We start from the raw sequence: 19,670 nt of genomic DNA, 5'->3' as shown, positions 1-19,670 counted from the left end.
GGTATTTAACGAAAGCGAACCAAAAAGTATAGATATATGAAAGTAACCGTTGTTGGCGCAGGCGCAGTTGGTGCCACTTGTGCAGATCATATTGCCCGCAAAGAATTGGCGAACGAACTTGTATTACTGGATATTAAAGAAGGTTTTGCGGAAGGTAAGGCAATCGACATGATGCAAACCGCTACCCTTTTAGGCTTCGATACCCAAATTACAGGCGTAACGAACGATTATAGTAAAACTGCTGGTTCGGATGTGGTGGTAATTACTTCGGGTTTGCCACGTAAACCTGGGATGACCCGTGAAGAACTCATTGGCATTAATGCGGGGATTGTTAAGGGCGTTGCCGAAAATATTTTAAAATTCTCTCCAGAGGCAATCTTTATCGTGATCAGTAATCCGATGGATACGATGACCTACCTGGCTTTAAAATCGTTGGGTTTAGCCAAAAACCGTATTATTGGTATGGGGGGAACCTTAGATAGTTCACGTTTCAAATTTTATTTATCACAGGCTTTAAACTGTAATCCGAACGATTTACAGGGTTTTGTAATTGGTGGCCATGGTGATACCACCATGATTCCATTAACCCGTTTAGCCACTTACCAAAGTTTACCGGTAAGTAATTTATTGGATAAAGCTACGCTTGATCAGGTCGCTTCAGATACGATGGTTGGTGGTGCTACCTTAACAGGTTTAATCGGAACATCGGCCTGGTATGCACCAGGTGCTGCAGGTGCGGCGCTGGTTGAAGCCATTTTACGCGATGAGAAAAAACTATTTACCTGCTGCGTTTCGCTTGAAGGAGAATACGGACAGGAAGATATCTGTTTAGGTGTACCGGTAGTTATCGGCCGTAGCGGTTGGGAAAAAATCATCGATTTTAAATTAACAGAAGATGAACAGGCGGCATTTAACAAAAGTGCCGATGCGGTAAGAAACATGAACAGTGTACTGGCAGAAATGAAACTGGTTTAAAATTATTGAATCGTCATTGCTGAGAAGGCTTTTTCAGCCGGCGAAGCAATCTTAAAACGATCGATACTAGCCAGCGCTTTAAGATTGCTTCGCCGTTCCTCCCCGGCATATCGTCACCCTGAACTTGTTTCAGGGTCTTCTAATCGAGTTGAAGATTTTTTCTCAAAATATTAAAAGAAGCTTTAATCATTGAATATCAAATACATAGATAATATATTAACTGATACACACAACATCAGCACCTACCATAAAATTCCGATTTTGGATGGTTTAGAGTTGTTAAATGCTAAAAAACATACTATTGATTTCCCCTTTCATACGCACAATAATTTCAATATTACGCTGATCTTAAATCAGACCTTTTACACAAAACTAAACGATAAATTTTTACAGGCACCAACCGGTACGCTATCCATTACCAACCCGAACGAAGTACATGCAACCCCATGCGACAATAAACTGGGCAACACATTTTTTACGTTTTACGTTGCGCCTGATGTGCTCAAAACCTTAAACAAAGGCCATGATGTTTTTTTTGAAGATAAAATCATTTACGATCGTGACCTGGTGAACCGCTTCCATTATTTATCAGAACACTTTAGCAATCCAGCGCTTAATCTCGAAAAGGAGTTATTAAATGTTCTGGAAAAACTGGTTGCCCGTTATGCTTCAAGTATGTATTTTAGTGAGCAGAAAACGGTGTTATTTCAAGATTTTATCAGCGAAAATTTAATGGAAAAATTTTCGTTAACCGACACCGCAAAACGTTTCGGATTGGACAAATATAAATTTCTGCGTTTATTTAAACACGAAACAGGCTTAACCCCAAACCATTACATCCTTTTACAGCGGATAGAAAAATGCAAAAAACTGCTCAATAAAGAAACTGATTTAATGGAGGTTGCCATCGAAAACGGCTTTTATGATGTGGCGCACTTCTCCAGGCATTTCAAAAGATTTACCGGCGTAACACCATCCGAATATAAAAAGGCTTAAATCCAATTGCAATATCGTACAACAGATCAAGGCATTTAAGCTTTAATTTTGCTGTCATATCTCACAAAAAAATGAAGAAATATAGCTTTATCACCCTAATTATTTTATTTTTCAGTCTCACAGTACAGGCGCAAGCAGGTCAACACCTCATTCCGATCAAAATAGATAGAACGACTACCGATTTAAATATCAAACAGGGCGAAGAGACTTCATTCAGCTTCCAGTTAAAAAAAGATTTTTACTATTCGATCACTGTTGAGCAAAAAGGAATAGATGTTACGATCGCATTAAAAGATCATCATGGCAAAACCATACAGGAAGTAGATTCGCCAAACGGCCGTTTCGGCAGCGAAAAAATCGTCTTCTCACCAGATAGCACGAACTATTTTATCCTTACGGTTAAACCACTATCCGAAAGCACCAATTCAAAAGAGGGCCTGTATTCGGTTGTGGTACAAAGCCCGCCAAAAAAGTTAAAAAACATCAGCTACAAAGCCCTCCAACAGGATTTTGATATCCTGAAAAATGCTTTCATAGAAACCCATATTGGCTTGTGGTACAATACCTACACGCAATTTGATAGCCTCTGCAATGTACAAAAAAGCAAAATAAAAGATCAAATGAACGCTTTGGATTTTTACCAGATCATTGCGCCGGTAGTTACCTATACCAAAGAGGGTCATTGTGCAATCCAGACTTCCGAAGAAACGAGTAATTACATCAGGCAACATGGTCAGTATTTTCCTTTTTTAGTGAAGATTCTGGATAAAAAAGTTTATATCCTCAACGATCTGGACCATTACAAAACCAAAGGAATGTCAATTTCTAAAATTAATGGAAATAGCATTGAAAGTATTCTGGAGAAGTTTTTAACGATAGAACCGGCCGATGGTTATAATATGACAAGTAAATACCGCTGGATAGAAACAGCTTTCTCCAAATATTACCTGCGTTTTTTCGAACAGCAGCCCATTGCCTTTGATCTCGAACTGGTTAATCCCAAAACCGGTGAAAAGATTAACTATAATCAGATTCCGGCTTTAACTTTTAAACAATATGGAAAATTCGTAGCAAAAGAAACAAAATTTATCCCAAACTATAACTTTAAGGAACCTGCTGCATTAAAGATAGATACATTAAACAGCATAGCAACACTAACCGTTAATACTTTTTCTACCAACAGTTACCCAGGTGGCAGAAAAGGTTTTAAAGAATTTTTGGCAAAGAGTTTTCAGAACATTGCCGATCGTAAAATAAAACATCTGATTATTGACATCAGGAAAAATGAAGGCGGTGCGCAAGCCATGGAAGACCACCTGATGTCGTACCTGGTCGGCCAAGAATATCCAAAATATAAATATGCCGAAATTCCATCTTTTACTTATTCGTTTTTAGATTATACAGCCTATCGGGATAAAAAATCGCGGGATGATTTTGAAAAGGAATTAAAAGCTGAATTTTACCACAGTACCGACGGGCGTTTTCTGGATCTCCCTGGAAAATATAAGAGCGACACCCCTCAAACCAATTATTTTAAAGGCAACTTGTATATCCTGATCAGTGGTTTATCTTTCTCCGGAGGATCAGAATTTGCCGCTTTAGCAAAAAACTATACCAGCGCCCGTTTTATCGGCGAAGAAACAGGAGGTGGCTATTATGGTAATACCAGTGGCTTTTTCATCAATTATACCTTACCCAATTCCAAATTAACCGGCCGTATCCCACTCATTAAATTTGTTATTGAAGAAAAACAAAACAGTATTCCATTTGGACATGGCTTAATGCCAGACGATGAAGTACAGCCAAAAATTGAAGAATATTTAAGCGGCTATGATGCAGAAATGGAACATGTAAAAACCATTATCAAAAACAAATAACGAACTCCTGACATGGTTTTCGGCTAATTAGCCTAATTTAGGCTTATAAATAGTTATTATGAAAGCCATCTCCATCCCCTTAAAACTAATCAACTTACAAGACGATGGCTTCCACCTTTTAGTGGAAGTTGTTGTTTTTAAGGAAAAACATCTTGCTGTTTTAGATACCGGGGCATCGCGGAGTGTTTTCGATAAATCATTGATCGAACAACATGTGTCAGAAACACTTCAGGTATCTGACGAAATTAATGCGGCTACCCTTTTTACCACTACCACCACTATCCAGGCTACTCTTCCTCAGCTAAAAATCGGTGCCTTAAAAATCAATAATTATGAAACCGTAGCTTTTGATCTGCAATCGGTTAGTGAAACCTACCAACAGTTTGGTCATCCGCCTGTTATGGGTATTATCGGCGGAGATATCTTAATGCAATATAAAGCTGTTATTAATTACCCGAAAATGGTACTTAGGCTGTATAAATAAATGTGACTTTTCTTTATGACATCAGTCATTTTTATTAACATATTTTAAATGATCTTTGAGTCTAATGAAAAAGTTGATCTCAATCTTTTGTGTTATTTTTTGGGCAGGATTAATTAGCGGAATTAGTTTTCTGGAAGCTCCTTTAAAATTCCAGGCGCCGGGAATTACCATCCCACTTGGCCTGGGTATCGGGCAACTGGTTTTTCAGGCACTTAACAAAATAGAAATTGTATTGCTCCTTATTATTTTAGCCTGCTCCTTACCGGCACCATTAAAAAACATTTGCAGTATTTTACTTTTCTCGGTAACCATACTGTTAATGGTTGATACTTTTTGGTTATTGCCATTACTCGATGAAAGGGCAAAACTGGTTTTGGCTCAACATCCCCCAGCTCAAAGTTATCATCATATTTTGTATATCGTTGTCGAAACGACCAAATTCCTGCTATTGATTACGCTAGGTTTCTTAAATTTAAAATCGCTGTACCATGAAAAAAGATATTCATAATAGCGCAGATATTATCGTTTTAGTGGATACTTTTTATAAAAATGTTGCGCTAAACCCACAGATCGGCCCGATATTTACCGATGTTGCTAAAGTAGATTGGACACACCACCTGCCCAAAATGTACGATTTTTGGGAAAGTATTCTTTTCGGGAGCGCTACTTATAAGGGCAACCCCATGCTAAGCCATTTTGCACTTAACGAACAAACGCCATTGCAGCGTGAACAGTTTGAGGTATGGAAAAATCTCTTTTTCCAAACAGTCGACAACCTGTTTACAGGCAGCAATGCAGCACTCATTAAACAAAAAGCTCAATCTATTGCCGATTTAATGCACTTTAAGATCAATGCCCCCTCAAAGATCAAAATTGTTTAGTTTAATTTACTTTGAGATCAACTGCTTTCTTTATAAATTTAGTTAACCAAACTAAATTCATGTTATGAAATTTCTCAAAATCTTTTTAAGTATTATTGCCGTACTGGCAGTAATCGTTATTGGAGGTAGTTTTTTTCTACCAAAAAGCTATTCCGTTAACCGGACGATCACCATCCTTGCACCAGACAGTATTATCTATAAAAATATTGCCGATTATCATGAATTCTACAAGTGGAACGCCTGGTCTAAAATGGATCCACAGGCCAAAATTACCATTACCGGTACTGTGGCGCAGCCAGGTCACTTGTACCAATGGAATGGAGAAAAAAGCGGCACCGGACAAATGCTGATCAATAAAGTAGCGGTAAATAAGATGGTTGACATGGAATTAAAATTCATTAAGCCTATGGAAAGCGTAGCAAAGAACCGCTTTGACATAGAAAAAGTTGAAAATGGAAATAAGGTAACCTGGACCATGAGCGGAGAAAGCAAAGGAATAATCAATAAATGGTTTTGCTTATTTATGGATAAAATGATCGGCAAAGATTTTGAAGAGGGGTTAAAATTCCTGAAAGAAAAATCGGAGAAAAGGGTTTAGCAGTTTTAACTAGATAATAAAGGATTGTCAGTCTTAAGCATAATTTATTTTATAATAATCAATAGCAATTAATTTTCATGTAAAAATCCCCTCCAGTGATCGTCATTGCTGTAAAGGTTTTCAGCCGACGAAGCAATCTTTACAGCAAAAATCACTAACATGAAAGATGGCTTCGTCGTTTCTCCTCTCAATGACGACCGAATTTGTATATTCTGCAGAGAGTTCTTTCTATCTTTTGAAGAACCCCCATCAAACAATTATCCCGGCTCGTGGTTAAAAAAGTATTGAAGTCGCTTAACCATCAATTAATATTTTGTAATTTCCTACTTTTTAGATTACTTGCCAGCAAATGAATTTATTACTTGTAGAAGATGAACCAAGTGTTGTATCTGTAATTTCGAGAGGTTTAGCAGATGAGGGATTTACCGTAAGTATTGCCCCTGATGGTTTAATCGGAAAACAAATGGCCTTAGAAAACCAGTTCGACCTGATTATCCTTGATATCATGCTACCTGGAATAAATGGCCTGGAACTCTGCAAAATCATAAAAGAACAAAAACCAAATACACCTATTATCATGCTTACGGCTTTGGGCACTACCGAAAATGTGGTAAACGGGCTGGATAATGGCGCAGATGATTATTTAATAAAACCGTTTAAATTTGCTGAACTTTTTGCAAGAATCAGAATGCTTTTGAGGCGATACCATGGTGCAGTTTCACAAGATCAGATTATTTCTGTAGGCGACTTACAGCTAAATTTAAGCGCAAAAACTGTAAAACGAAACCAACAGGAAATCGTACTCACCGCAACAGAGTATCGGCTGATTGAATACATGGCCAAAAACAAATCTAAAATTTTATCACGGATAGATATTTTAGAAAACGTTTGGGACATAGATTTTAACCTGGGCACCAATGTAGTTGATGTTTACGTGAATTATCTTCGTAAAAAAATAGATAAAAATGCCGATCAAAAGCTTATCCATACCGCGGTAGGTTTAGGTTATATATTAAAGGAAAAATAAATGGAGATAGCCAAGAAAATCACTTTACTCTTCGCCATTTTATCGGCAGTTATTATCTCCTTATTAAGTGGTTTTGTTTGGTATTTCTCTAACGAATTTGCCTTTGAGGATTTTTATAAACGTTTAGAAGCAAGGGTTAATATTGCGGCTCAGATTAAACTTTATGAAGACGATAATAATAAGGTGTACGCGAAAATGCGCAACAGATACCTGGAACGTTTGCCATCTGAAAAAGAATACATCATTGAAGCAGGTAAACCAACCAATAAATTAGACCGCGAATTACCCGCAAGTTTTTATAATCGTATACGTGCCGGTTATGTGGCCCGGTACCGTACGGATAATCACTTTTATGCCGGTAAATTCTTTAAAAATTCGAATGCAGGATACATCGTCATCGTTTCTGCAAATGATCCGGTTGGCTTCCGCGAGCTAAAAGACCTGCAAAGAATTTTAATTATTGGCTTTTTCCTTTCTGTCATACTGTCATTTGTGGTGGGTTGGAAATTTTCCAATTACATGTTAATGCCGCTGCGAAATATCATTAAAAGCGTAAAAAGAATAAAAGCCGAAAATTTGCACTTAAGGCTGGATGTTAAAAAAGGCAATGATGAAATGTCGCAATTGGCCCAAACCTTTAATAACATGCTCAATCGTTTGGAGACGGCTTTCGAAACACAGAATAATTTTATCAGCAATGCCTCACATGAGCTCAGAACACCTTTAACCATCATTAGCGGAGAGGTTGAACTGGCGATGAAACACATAGCGGATACGACCAAACAGGAAAAAGCATTATCAAAAATCAAGAATGAAGCTGAAAGATTAGAACATATCTTAACCAGTTTACTGGGTTTAGCCCAATCGGGTTTCAATGGAAAAAACCAACCTTGGGAAGAAGTACGGATGGACGAATTATTATGGGAAATTAAAGATTCGGTAAACCAGGTACATCCCAATAGTAAAATAGAGATCGATTTCAGTAAACTTCCTGATGATGATGAACTGCTTTCACTGCGGGTAAATAAAAATCTGATTAAACTGGCCATCAGTAACATTGTAAACAATGCCTGCAAATATTCTAATGAGAATTTGGTAAGCATTAGTATAGAAAGTAATGCCAATATGCTTTCCATATCGGTCACCGACCGTGGTATCGGTATTCCACAAACCGATATCCAGCATATATTTGAGCCTTTCTACAGGGCATCGAACACCAATAATTTTAAAGGTTATGGAGTTGGTTTGCCGCTTTCCTTAAACATTATCCGTTTGCACAGGGGAAGTATCGCCATTAAATCGCAGGAAGGAATTGGAACAGAAATTAAAGTGTTGTTACCAACGATGGGTTGATTGGTTCATTAGCCATTAGTTCAATAGTCATTAGTTCAATAGTCATTGGGGTATAGTGCAAAGTGTTAATCAGTTAATCGGTTATTATTTTACATTGGTTAATTGTAGATCAGCCTTAACAATTCAACAATAAAATAATTCATCAATTTCGCATCGAGACTATGCTTTCGGCTTCCGCACAAATGAACTAATGGCTAATGAACCGATGAACTACCAACTATTCTAAAAAGGAGTACATTCTAATCTCATTCTAATCTCGCTCTTATTTCGCTATAATAACATCAGACTAAACTTGTATAAATAATATTTCAATTCATTAAACAAGATATAGCGATGAAAACAGTATTAGTTCCAACCGACTTTAAATTAGAAAGTATTAAAATTATTGATGCGCTCGTTCAACATCAAAAAAATGAAATATGGAATATCATTTTTGTACATGCCTTTAAATTATCTGATTCTATAACTGATATGTTAATGTTGAGTCGCCGCAGCCGCGATTACGAAAATGTTAGCGAAGAATTTTACCAGCAAATCAATCAGGCAAAGACAAAGTATCCTACTCAGATCAATACCATTGGGATTGAATATTTTTATGGAAGTACAGTAGCGGCTTTTAAAAATTTTATTGAAGCTTTTGATGTAACATGCATTGCCTACTTAAAGGGATATAACTTTACTCCTATCAACAAATATAGTATTGACCCTAAAATATTGACAGCACGTGCTGGCTGTGAAGTAATATTGCTAAACACGTTGACTGTTCATAACAATGAAAATTTAATCAACACAAAAATACACGAAACGCAGCTGCAAGAAGCAAATTCTTAATAACCACCTTTTAAACTATATATTATGCTATTACGAAATAATATTCCGCTCACCTATATATTCGGAAAGATCAAAAAAGAACTCCTGTTCGTTATTGGTTACTCTATAGGTATTGTGATCTTATACGAGAACTTTCATGTTACCCGTATTTCCATTCCTGTTGCTGTACCCGCATTATTAGGAACAATCATTTCCCTTCTATTGGCATTTCGCTCTAACCAGGCTTATGACAGATGGTGGGAAGCGAGGATTCTTTGGGGTGCCATCGTTAATGATTCGAGAACCCTATCACGCCAGATCTTATCGTTCGTGGAAAATCCATATGGATTAGATGAAATTGAGGAATTTAAGGCCAGGTTTATTAAACGGCAAATTGCCTGGTGTTATGCCTTGAGTCAGGCCTTGCGGGGGTTCAATCCCCGAAAAGGTTTAGAAGAATACCTTTCAGCAGAGGAATTCGAATTCATCAAAAAACGTAAAAATGTTACGGCAACCATATTGGAATTACATGCGATGGATTTAAAAAGGGCATTGCTTGAAGGCTGGATCAATAAATACCAGCAGATAGAAATAGACAAAACCATAACCGGTTTATGTAACCATATGGGCGGATCGGAAAGAATTAAAAACACCGTTTTCCCGGTAACATATAGTAAGTATATCAACATGTCTATCCATTTATTCATTGTATTACTGCCTTTCGGATTGATCGAATACTTTGGTTACATGGAAATTCCGTTAGTAGTGGCTATTGCAGCATTCTTTTTACTGGTAGAAAAAATGGCTGTTCATCTTCAGGATCCTTTTGAGAATAAGCCTACAGATACCCCAACTACAACCATCTGCAGAACTATTGAGCGCGATCTTTGCCAGATGTTAGACGATAATAAAATTTACGAGGACAAACCTCAAACCGAATTGGCCCAAGTGGGATCGTATTACATTTTGTAACCGCCACAAAAGTCTAAAGATAAATCTCGTTACTGAGATGGTTAGTTAAGCGCAATGGCTTGCTCTTTGGATAAAGGCTGACCATTTGCCATAGTGTATAATATAAAGCCATTCATTTTTTTGAATGGCTTTGTTGTTTTGTAGCCAGTTACCATCTGGCGTGCCACTAAATGATCCAAAAATCCGATGCAGTTTAAAAGGTAACATCTTAAACGGCTATCATGCCTGTGGTACAAGTTGGAAACAAATGGCGCCGCAAAGAAAAAACCCTCCCCAAGCTTAACTTGAAGAGGGTTTGTATATTAACTTTCTTTTAAAAGAATCTAATATTTAAGCATCAATTTTCGCATATTTTGCATTACGCTCAATAAATTCTCTACGAGGAGCAACTTCATCACCCATTAACATAGAGAAAGTATGATCACATTCCGCTGCACTTTCAATTGTAGCCTGCATTAACGTACGTGTAGCAGGATTTAACGTGGTATCCCAAAGTTGCTCAGCGTTCATCTCACCCAAACCTTTGTAACGTTGTATATGTACACTATCTTCTTTACCAGCACCTTTTAAACGTTGTACAGCTGCATCGCGTTGTACATCATTCCAGCAGTATTCAAACTCTTTACCTTTTTTAACCTGATAAAGTGGTGGAGATGCAATATAAACATATCCGGCTTCGATCAAGGCCCTCATGTAACGGTAGAAAAATGTTAAAATCAATGTAGTAATGTGCGACCCGTCGATATCAGCATCCGTCATGATCACGATTTTATGGTAACGGAGCTTGGTTAAATTTAAAGCTTTGTTATCTTCCGGAGTACCAATACTTACCCCAATGGCGGTAAACATATTTTTGATCTCGTCGTTTTCATAGATCTTATGCTCCATTGCTTTCTCCACGTTCAAAATCTTACCTTTTAGGGGCAAAATGGCCTGAATGTTACGGTCACGGCCCTGTTTAGCGGTACCACCCGCAGAATCACCCTCAACCAGGAAAATCTCACATCTCTCAGGATCACTGTCAGAGCAATCGGCTAATTTACCTGGTAAACCAGATCCACCCATTACGCTTTTACGTTGCACCATTTCGCGTGCTTTACGTGCTGCAGCACGGGCAGTAGCCGCCAAAATTACCTTATTGATAATCATTTTGGCTTCTTTAGGATTTTCTTCAAGATAATTACCTAAAGCCTCTCCTACCGCAACATCAACCGACCCCATCACCTCACTGTTTCCAAGTTTGGTTTTGGTCTGTCCTTCAAATTGTGGCTCCTGTACTTTTACCGAAACCACTGCGGTTAAACCTTCCCTAAAGTCATCCCCGGTGATTTCCATCTTTACGTTCTTCAATAAACCTTCCTTATCGGCATAGGTTTTTAAAGTCCGGGTTAATCCCCGCCTAAAACCGGCAATATGCGTACCACCCTCGTGGGTGTTGATGTTATTGACGTAAGAGTGAACATTTTCTGCATAACTGTCATTGTACTGGAAAGCCAGCTCAACAGGAACACCATTTTTAATCCCTTCAATATAAATCGGCTCGGCCAGAATAGAAGTACGTGTATCATCTAAAAAAGCGACAAATTCTTTTAAACCACCTTCAGAATGGAAAGTTTCGGAAAAGAAAGTACCATCATCCAGTTTCTCACGCTCATCGGTAAGCGTTAATTTAATCCCTTTATTTAAGAAAGATAATTCACGCAAACGGCCAGCTAAAGTATCGTATTTGTATTCGGTCGTTTGGGTAAAAATGGTAGGATCTGGCGTGAATGTTACAATCGTACCACGTTTGTCAGTAGTTCCAACTTCTTTAACATCATACTGCGGAACACCAATTTTATACTCTTGCATCCAGATTTTACCTTCGCGGTGAACCTCGGCTTTTAAATCGGTAGACAAGGCGTTAACGCAACTTACCCCCACACCGTGCAAACCTCCGGATACTTTATAGGTATCTTTATCAAATTTACCACCGGCGTGTAAAACCGTCATTACGATTTCAAGCGCAGATTTATTTTCTTTTGTGTTAATTCCGGTCGGAATACCACGACCATTATCCTCAACCCTGATGGAGTTGCCTTCTAAAATGCGAACATCAATGGTATCTGCATGACCGGCTAAAGCCTCATCAATAGAGTTATCTACAACTTCGTAAACCAAGTGATGCAAACCTTTTACACCAGTATCACCTATATACATTGAAGGGCGCTTACGCACCGCTTCTAAACCTTCTAAAACCTGTATATTATCTGCCGAATAATTTGACTTTAAATCCTGTTCTTCGCTCATATTTTAATTAAAAACAATAAGTATCAAAAATACGGAAATTTTGCCACTTAAACTAATATGTGGATAATTTTTGGGCTGTTAGGGGATTGAGGCAAAAGCCTCTGCCATTGGGTTAAAAGGGGTTCAAAATGCAAATCCTGTATCCCTATCAGGGTTCCCTGTTGCTTTCTATTGTTCCCGGTTTTATACACTTTAGTTTGGGCATATTATTATAGCCCATAAACAATATCTATTTATAATGGTGAGACCTGCCTACATCGGAGCCCGTATTTCAGCAAACAAAACGTCCCTTAGGGACGACTCGTGGGTAGCCAATGGTTTAATTGGCGTTTTCGTTGCGTAGGAACGTTTGGTGTTGCTAATCTGCCAGGCGCCATACAGCCCCAAATAGTAGCGTATTCCGTGTCACCCAAACCTGATGGAAGCGGGCATGCAATAAAGCGTACAGCAGGGCAAACAACCGTTTAAAACACAGCCACTGCTTTTCAAATCACCACTATCCAGATTGAGTGGCTGGCGTAAGGCGCTTAGCGATAAGTAAAATTAAACGCTTTACGCCCCGCGCCAAACGTAAAAACACCCTTGGAGCGCAATAGGCCTTTCTTTAAATTGCATATCAAAACTAATTTATATAAGTTTGCTAAAATTTATTAAACAAGAATGGAAAGAAGAACCTTTAAAACCTTTGGTTTACTTGCAACGGCAACCTTGATAACTGCTTTCTCTGCATGCCAGAACAAAGACACTAAAACTACTGAAACTAAGAAAACAGAGGGTACTGCTACACCGGTTTCTCCAACTGAGAAAATTGTGTATGTAAACTCCGACTCGTTACTTACAAAATATGAATACTTCAAAGATCTTAAAGTAAAATTTGAAGGTAAAAGCAAAAGTGCTCAGGCAGACATGCAGGCTAAAGGCCAGGCTTTTCAAAGAGAGGTGGCACAATACCAACAATCGGCACAGACTTTATCGGCCGATCAACGTAAAAGTACTGAAGAACGTTTAGCACGTAAACAACAGGAATTACAAACTTACCAACAAAATGCTGGTGGTGCTTTACAGAATGAGCAAGCGGCTGAAAACGAAAAATTGTATGATAAAGTAGCAGATTACCTGAAAGGTTATGCCAAAGAAAAAGGTTATAAAATGGTATTAACTTACTCTAAAGGTAACAGCGCTATTTTATTTGCCGATGAAAGTTTAGATGTTACCTCAGAAGTAATCAAAGGCTTAAACGCAGAATACAATAAAAAATAAACTAAAAGATAGTTAAATCTGGATGCCCCGACAAAATCGGGGCATTTTTTTTGTGCTATACTTATTACATAATCAGGTAAACAGCCCTGAACACCAAATCAAAGAAATATGGAAAAACAACACCACAAATATATGCAGATGGCCATAGACCTATCGGTAAAGAATGTAAGCGGATGCATTGGCGGGCCATTTGGTGCGGTAATCGTAAAAAATGGTAAACTGATTGCCAAATCGGCCAACAAAGTAACTTCAACCAACGATCCAACGGCACATGCGGAGGTTTCGGCCATCAGACTGGCCTGTACCGAATTAAATACTTTCGACTTAAGTGGTTGTATCATTTATACCAGCTGTGAACCTTGCCCAATGTGCTTGGGGGCCATTTACTGGGCAAAAATTGATACCATTTATTATGCAAATACCAAAGCCGATGCTGATGATATTGGTTTCAGCGATAAATTCATTTACGAAGAGCTGGATAAGCCGATGGAAAACAGAAGCCTGCCAGTAATCCAGCTGATGCGCGATGAAGCGCTGGCAGCCTTCAAACTATGGGAAACATCGCCGATGCGGATAGATTATTAAATAACAAAAGGTGCCATCATTCAGCACCTTTTGTTGGTAAATTGAGGCGTTATTTACCCGATTCTTTAGGAGCCAACAAACTGATCATCGAATCTATTTCTTTCACCACTCCTTCATCAGAGCCTGAAAAACCCACAGCTTTAAACCTGATATTACCATCACCATCTATGATAAATTTGGTAGGGATTCCATCAACCTTATAAGCACTGACTACATCAAATTTTGAAGGGTCTTTAGCATTCTTAGTATCGTAAAGCACATTAAATTGATATTTCTTTTCGGCAATAAAATCGGTCACTACTTTTTCCCTGTTATCTTCATTTTGCCAGGTATTTACAAACAAGAATACCACATTTGGATTAGCCGAATATTTCGCCATGGCTTTCTGCATTCCCGGAAAAGAAGCTACACAAGGGCCGCACCAGGTTGCCCAGTAATCTAAAATCACGATCTTTCCTTTTAAGCTGGCTAAGCTTACCTTTTCTCCTTTAAGATTGGTTAAAGAAAACGCAGGCGCAGGGATACTGATCATTTTTTTGGTCCACTCAGCTCTTTCTTTTTCTAGTGCTGCTTTTTCTAATTTGGCGATATAGGTTTCGTAAGTCCCTTCTTTCTTTAATGAAGTGTAAAGCGTTTTGAATATTGTTTTCAAAGAGTCAGTAGCTTTCCCTTCTTTTATGATCTTTTCGGCTTCAGCATAAGCTTTATCTTTATTGCCCGTTAAATTTAAATACGTGATGTACCGTTCATTTCCACTAGCGTCATTATAAGCCTTAGCTTTTTCCTGATAAGCCAATGCTTCTTTGTTATTACCCTGATGATGCAGCAATAGTGCGTAGGTATCGGCATACATGGCATAAGCCCGATCAAGTGATTTTATGTACTCATCTTTTGAAGAGAAATAAACCGGTACTTCACCATTTTTAGCCTCTTCTATCAAATCGAGCGATTTTTTAGAGAGTTGTGTTGCTAGCTCCAGGTTTTCTTTTTTCTCAGCCGACGGCCAGGCAAAAGAATTATACAAATTAGCCTTGGTTTGCTTATTAGTTACTTTACCAGCATAAAGTTCAAATTTATCGGCATTTTTTGCCTGTATACTTGCGTTTGCCAAAATACCTTAAATCGAATTTAACTTATCGGCATCTGCTTTTTTGCTGGCATCTAATTTAAATTTGGCAATCATATCTGCTGCTTTTTTCTCCTGTGCTGCAAAATCTTTTGTACCATATAGCACATTCATATCATTTCCCCAGGCATAATTTCCTGTCGGATATTTTTTAAGCACGATGGCTTTAACTGAATCGGCCTGTGTTTTTTTCTTTAACAGCGAATAAAGCCCGATCAAAGCGCTAAAATCTTCTTCTTTAGGTTCTTTTATTTTAGATAAAGCCGCAATATGCTCATTGATAAGCTTTGTTCCCTTATCTTTATCTGCCTTATACTCAAGCGAAAGGTATTGTTGCAGATTTTTCTTTTTCAGCGCGGGCTTTAAGGCAAATGCCTGATGATATAATGAAACTGCTTTTTCAGCATCAATGGTCAGTCCGAGATAGTAATTCCCGGCCAATCCATATAAGAAGGCTTCGTTTAGATAGGCTTCAGGAGGTATTTTTCCATCATTGGTAAACTCAAGGATGTACCCCGCAGGCGCTTCATCTTTCTGATCGCCAACAGAAAAAGCAAGTCCAATCACGGTAACGCTATCCGGAGTTGCAATTTCTCCTTTATAAATTGTCCCTTCTTTTACGAGGTTAATTTTGTTGCTTTTTGGATTGGTGGAGGTAAAAAAGGTATAACCTGTACATTTTACATCGGCCAGGTTTTCCAGATTGGTTCCTTTTGGATCGTAGGTAAATTTAACGGTACTTCCTGCCGCAGGTTGATCAGCAGAAAATTTCACCCCCTGAGCATCAGCCACTCCCGCAGCCAACACCAGTAAACAGAACATTTTTAAGGTTTTCATATTGAAAGGATTAAGATTGAATTAGGTAAACTAAATATATAGTTTATTTATTGTTTTTCATTGTTATTTTATGTTAAATTTTAAGGAATAATTATTGCAGGGTAAGGAGCATGACCTACGAACAAAAGATAAAGGGCGAACTGGATTTCTGGAAGTTTAAAACTTTACAGAAACCTTCTCTTTTAAATAAGGTAACTGATAAAGTTCAGAAGAAAATAAACAGCTACATACCTGACAGGGTTCATGATGCCATAACCGCTGCCATAAAGCAAATGGTTAAGGCTGTATTATTTGGCTCAACCTTTACCACATCAAAACCCGTTACCGATTTAACTTTGATGCACAGGGAGGCATTAATTAAGCAAAAAATTGAAAATTATAAAAAAACGGGTGCTGCAGAAGGTGGAATTACAGGCGCAGGTGGTTTTTTAATGAGTCTGGCTGATTTCCCTTTACTACTGGGCATAAAAATGAAAATGCTTTTTGACATAGCCGCCGTTTACGGGTATAATGTTAAAGATTACCGTGAACGTTTATATATCCTACACATCTTCCAGCTGGCCTTTTCCAGTAAAGAAGAAAGCCAGAATGTTTTCATTAAAATGCAGAATTGGGACGATAAAGCACATCAATTACCGACCAACATAGATGAATTTGACTGGCTTACCTTCCAGCAGCAATACCGTGATTATATAGATTTAGCCAAACTTGCGCAGATGCTTCCTTTTGTGGGCGCAGCAGTTGGTGCCATTGCCAATTATAAACTGATCGAAAAACTAGGCAAAACAGCCATCATGAGTTATAGAATGAGGTATTTCAGTTTGCAGTATGCAGTTATCAGTTCGCAAGAAACTGAAAACGGTAAATTGAAAACTGGCAACTAACTATTCTTCTTCAAACATTCCACCCAATAAATCATCAGTTTCCCTTCTGTCTTTTTTAGTTGGGCGGCCTGTACCTCTATCCCTTTTTAGATTTGGCGAATGAAACATCGATTTAAAAGCGTGGGTTTCTTCCACAGGCGTTAAATCTTTATATCTGGTTAAGGCTGTCGGCGAATCTGTTCTGTTATATGAGAGTTCTACCACTTCAATAATTTTCTTCTCAATACCTTTAGATACCTGGTAAACATCGCCAACTTTCACAATAGCCGAAGGTTTAATATTCTGTCCCTTAAGTTTCACCCTACCCGCTTTACAGGCATCAGTAGCCAGGCTCCTTGTTTTAAACAGCCTGATTGCCCATAAATATTTATCTATCCGAAGTTTTTCTGTCTCTGTCATAAAGGTTCAAAAATACGTATTTTGGTTAACTGTTTAAACTGGTTGAGCGGTTAATCTCCCAGATAATATTTCAGCAATCAACCGATTTAAATGCTTAACCGATTAACCAAAAGAACAAACAATTTATATAATAAACCCATTAATAAACAAAAATTGATTTATTTTGCGTAAAATTAAAAAACATCATGTATTCAGATTTAAAGAAATTAATTGAAGCCTCTTGGGAAGACAGAACACTTTTACAATATAGCAACTATTGCGAAGCCATCGAAACTGTAATTCAAGGTTTGGACAAAGGCGAAATTCGTGTGGCTGAACCTGTTTTAAACTCCTGGGGCATTAATGAATGGGTAAAAAAGGCAGTAATTTTATATTTCCCGATCCGCGAGATGAAGGAAATTAAAAGCGGTCCGTTTGTTTACCATGATAAAATGGAATTAAAAACCGATTACAAAACAACTGGTGTTCGTGTGGTGCCGATGGCAAGCGCCCGTTACGGTTCATTTTTGGCAAAAGGTGTAATCATGATGCCATCTTACGTAAACATTGGTGCTTATGTTGATGAGGGTACCATGGTCGATACCTGGGCTACTGTTGGCTCTTGTGCACAAATTGGTAAACGTGTTCACTTAAGTGGTGGTGTAGGTATTGGTGGTGTTTTAGAGCCAGTACAGGCAGCACCGGTTATTATCGAAGATGATGCCTTTTTAGGTTCAAGGGCTATTGTTGTAGAAGGTGTTAAAGTAGAAAGAGAAGCAGTTCTTGGTGCCAATGTGGTTTTAACCGCATCGACCAAAATTATTGATGTTACCGGCCCAACTCCTGTTGAATATAAAGGCATTGTTCCTGCACGTTCAGTTGTCATACCGGGAAGCTATACTAAAAAATTCCCTGCTGGCGAATTTCAGGTTCCTTGCGCTTTAATTATTGGTAAGCGTAAAGAAAGTACAGATAAGAAAACTTCGCTTAACGATGCGTTAAGGGAAAATAATGTAGCCGTTTAAAACGGTAAAAGGCGTAAGGTTTAGGGTGTAAGGTAACATCAGGACCTTACACCTTATGCCTCAAACCATAAACCTCTAATGAAAATAGGATACGATGGAAAACGTGCTGCCAATAATTTAACTGGCCTGGGTAATTACAGCCGTTCTTTAATTGAGCACCTGGCAAATCAGTTTCCTGAACATGAGTATTTGGTTTATGCCCCAAAAGTAAAGCCGGCGAAACAGATAGATACTTTTTTTGAAAAAGACAACATCGAACTGAAGCTTCCTAAAAACGGGACTTTTTTATGGAGAACGTTAAATATTCTAAAAGATTTAACCCGGGATGGATGCCAGATTTTTCATGGCCTGAGTCAAGAAATTCCATTAGCCATAGAGCATACCAGAATTAAGTCAATTGTGACCATACATGATTTAATTTTCCTTCGGTATCCGCAGTATTATAAATTTATCGACCGGAAATTATACGAATGGAAAAGTAAATCTGCTTGCAAACGCGCCAATAAGATTATTGCCATCAGCGAAAAAACCAGGGAAGATATTATTGATCTATATGGAATTAACCCAGAAAAGGTTGAAGTAATTTATCAAAGCTGCGATGATTGTTTCAAAACACCTTTCCCGAAAGAAACATTAAGCAGGATTAAGGCAACCTACAAACTACCCGATAAATATATACTGAACGTTGGCACTATTGAAGAGCGTAAAAATCTAAAACTGCTTGTCAGGGCTTTAAAGGATGTAAACGATGAATATAAATTGGTAGTGATAGGTAAGCAGACTGCTTATTTTACCGGTATAGAGAAAGAAATAGAAAAGCTTGGGCTTAAAAACAGGATTTTATTTTTAAGAAACATTCCTTTTGCCGATCTGCCTGGCATTTACCAGATGGCCAGTATTTTTGTTTATCCTTCCTTTTACGAAGGCTTTGGCATCCCCATCATTGAGGCTTTGTATTCGGGTGTTCCGGTGGTGGCAGCAACGGGTTCGTGCTTAGAAGAAGCAGGCGGACCAGATAGCTTATATATATCACCACATGATGCTACCGGATTAGCAAAAGCCATTAATCAAATACTGGAGCGTCCTCAGCTCCAAAAAGAGATGAAGGAAAAAGGACTGGAATTTGTTCAAAAATTTAACAGCAATTTGGTTACGCAGCAATTGATGGATTGCTACTTATCTCTTTAATAATCCTTAAATTATATTCATAATAGCTTAGCGCATAATGAATGTGTAATTTATTCAGATCGATTTTAAGAAATTTCGTTTAATATTTGAAAAGCAAGGTTAGTGCTGCTGTGAAATGTTAGTCC

The 19,670-nt window shown here is 38.1% G+C and carries 20 protein-coding genes; 16 read left to right on the top strand and 4 right to left on the bottom strand.

Annotated features, from left to right (window positions below; genetic code table 11):
* Window positions 1–36 precede the first annotated feature (36 nt).
* From ABEG20_RS02705 to ABEG20_RS02655, 11 genes are all read left to right on the top strand, one after another.
* Window positions 37–975, top strand: coding sequence for a malate dehydrogenase (locus ABEG20_RS02705; protein ID WP_406825860.1), 939 nt, complete (start codon window positions 37–39; stop codon window positions 973–975).
* A gap of 189 nt (window positions 976–1,164) precedes the next feature.
* Window positions 1,165–1,971, top strand: coding sequence for a helix-turn-helix domain-containing protein (locus tag ABEG20_RS02700; RefSeq protein ID WP_406825859.1), 807 nt, complete (start codon window positions 1,165–1,167; stop codon window positions 1,969–1,971).
* Between the two features lie 71 nt (window positions 1,972–2,042).
* A complete protein-coding gene (locus ABEG20_RS02695; RefSeq protein ID WP_406825858.1) occupies window positions 2,043–3,848 on the top strand; it encodes a S41 family peptidase in 1,806 nt (601 codons plus the stop codon).
* A 58-nt stretch (window positions 3,849–3,906) separates the two neighbouring features.
* The gene (locus tag ABEG20_RS02690) at window positions 3,907–4,332 is read left to right on the top strand and encodes an aspartyl protease family protein (protein ID WP_406825857.1); all 426 of its coding nucleotides are present in this window, start codon (window positions 3,907–3,909) and stop codon (window positions 4,330–4,332) included.
* Between the two features lie 64 nt (window positions 4,333–4,396).
* Window positions 4,397–4,840, top strand: a complete 444-nt coding sequence (locus ABEG20_RS02685; RefSeq protein WP_406825856.1) for a hypothetical protein — start codon at window positions 4,397–4,399, stop codon at window positions 4,838–4,840.
* Entirely contained in the window at window positions 4,821–5,213 is a 393-nt protein-coding gene (locus tag ABEG20_RS02680) for a group III truncated hemoglobin (RefSeq protein ID WP_406825855.1), read from the top strand. The genes ABEG20_RS02685 and ABEG20_RS02680 overlap by 20 nt, the downstream gene beginning before the upstream one ends.
* A 64-nt stretch (window positions 5,214–5,277) precedes the next feature.
* Window positions 5,278–5,811 carry an SRPBCC family protein gene (locus tag ABEG20_RS02675; protein WP_406825854.1) on the top strand — a complete coding sequence of 178 codons (534 nt, stop codon included), beginning with the start codon at window positions 5,278–5,280 and terminating at the stop codon, window positions 5,809–5,811.
* Between the two features lie 349 nt (window positions 5,812–6,160).
* Window positions 6,161–6,838, top strand: a complete 678-nt coding sequence (locus ABEG20_RS02670) for a response regulator transcription factor (RefSeq protein WP_406825853.1) — start codon at window positions 6,161–6,163, stop codon at window positions 6,836–6,838.
* Window positions 6,839–8,191: an ATP-binding protein gene (locus ABEG20_RS02665; RefSeq protein WP_406825852.1), complete on the top strand. Its 1,353-nt coding sequence runs from the start codon at window positions 6,839–6,841 to the stop codon at window positions 8,189–8,191. It begins immediately after the preceding gene.
* A 333-nt stretch (window positions 8,192–8,524) separates the two neighbouring features.
* Window positions 8,525–9,022: a hypothetical protein gene (locus ABEG20_RS02660; RefSeq protein WP_406825851.1), complete on the top strand. Its 498-nt coding sequence runs from the start codon at window positions 8,525–8,527 to the stop codon at window positions 9,020–9,022.
* A 24-nt stretch (window positions 9,023–9,046) separates the two neighbouring features.
* Entirely contained in the window at window positions 9,047–9,973 is a 927-nt protein-coding gene (locus ABEG20_RS02655) for a bestrophin family protein (RefSeq protein WP_406825850.1), read from the top strand.
* A gap of 330 nt (window positions 9,974–10,303) precedes the next feature.
* Here ABEG20_RS02655 and gyrB read toward each other — a convergent pair whose 3' ends face one another.
* A complete protein-coding gene (gyrB, locus tag ABEG20_RS02650) occupies window positions 10,304–12,262 on the bottom strand; it encodes a DNA topoisomerase (ATP-hydrolyzing) subunit B (RefSeq protein ID WP_406825849.1) in 1,959 nt (652 codons plus the stop codon).
* Between the two features lie 660 nt (window positions 12,263–12,922).
* Between gyrB and ABEG20_RS02645 the strand changes: the two genes are divergently transcribed.
* Both ABEG20_RS02645 and ABEG20_RS02640 read left to right on the top strand, forming a co-directional pair.
* Window positions 12,923–13,522, top strand: a complete 600-nt coding sequence (locus ABEG20_RS02645) for an OmpH family outer membrane protein (RefSeq protein ID WP_406825848.1) — start codon at window positions 12,923–12,925, stop codon at window positions 13,520–13,522.
* A gap of 108 nt (window positions 13,523–13,630) precedes the next feature.
* Window positions 13,631–14,107, top strand: coding sequence for a nucleoside deaminase (locus ABEG20_RS02640; RefSeq protein WP_406825847.1), 477 nt, complete (start codon window positions 13,631–13,633; stop codon window positions 14,105–14,107).
* Between the two features lie 49 nt (window positions 14,108–14,156).
* Here the strand turns inward: ABEG20_RS02640 and ABEG20_RS02635 are convergent, their stop codons facing one another.
* Both ABEG20_RS02635 and ABEG20_RS02630 read right to left on the bottom strand, forming a co-directional pair.
* Window positions 14,157–15,218: a TlpA family protein disulfide reductase gene (locus ABEG20_RS02635; protein WP_406825846.1), complete on the bottom strand. Its 1,062-nt coding sequence runs from the start codon at window positions 15,216–15,218 to the stop codon at window positions 14,157–14,159.
* Window positions 15,219–15,224: 6 nt separating this feature from the next.
* Complete coding sequence (locus ABEG20_RS02630) at window positions 15,225–16,070, bottom strand: hypothetical protein (protein WP_406825845.1); 846 nt, start codon at window positions 16,068–16,070, stop codon at window positions 15,225–15,227.
* 110 nt (window positions 16,071–16,180) lie between these two features.
* On the opposite strand from ABEG20_RS02630, the gene ABEG20_RS02625 reads away from it, so the two are divergent.
* Window positions 16,181–16,954, top strand: coding sequence for an EcsC family protein (locus tag ABEG20_RS02625; protein ID WP_406825844.1), 774 nt, complete (start codon window positions 16,181–16,183; stop codon window positions 16,952–16,954).
* Here ABEG20_RS02625 and ABEG20_RS02620 read toward each other — a convergent pair whose 3' ends face one another.
* On the bottom strand, window positions 16,955–17,353 hold the full coding sequence (locus tag ABEG20_RS02620) for an RNA-binding S4 domain-containing protein (protein WP_406825843.1): 399 nt from the start codon (window positions 17,351–17,353) through the stop codon (window positions 16,955–16,957).
* Between the two features lie 185 nt (window positions 17,354–17,538).
* Here ABEG20_RS02620 and ABEG20_RS02615 point away from each other — a divergent pair, with 185 nt between their 5' ends.
* Entirely contained in the window at window positions 17,539–18,357 is an 819-nt protein-coding gene (locus tag ABEG20_RS02615; protein ID WP_406825842.1) for a 2,3,4,5-tetrahydropyridine-2,6-dicarboxylate N-succinyltransferase, read from the top strand.
* 78 nt (window positions 18,358–18,435) lie between these two features.
* The gene (locus ABEG20_RS02610) at window positions 18,436–19,545 is read left to right on the top strand and encodes a glycosyltransferase family 4 protein (RefSeq protein ID WP_406825841.1); all 1,110 of its coding nucleotides are present in this window, start codon (window positions 18,436–18,438) and stop codon (window positions 19,543–19,545) included.
* Window positions 19,546–19,670 lie beyond the last annotated feature (125 nt).

Source organism: Pedobacter sp. KACC 23697 (genome assembly GCF_045348445.1).
Classification (GTDB): Bacteria; Bacteroidota; Bacteroidia; order Sphingobacteriales; family Sphingobacteriaceae; genus Pedobacter.
Note: the sequence above shows the minus strand (reverse complement) of the source record. Positions and strands in the feature narration are given on the sequence as shown.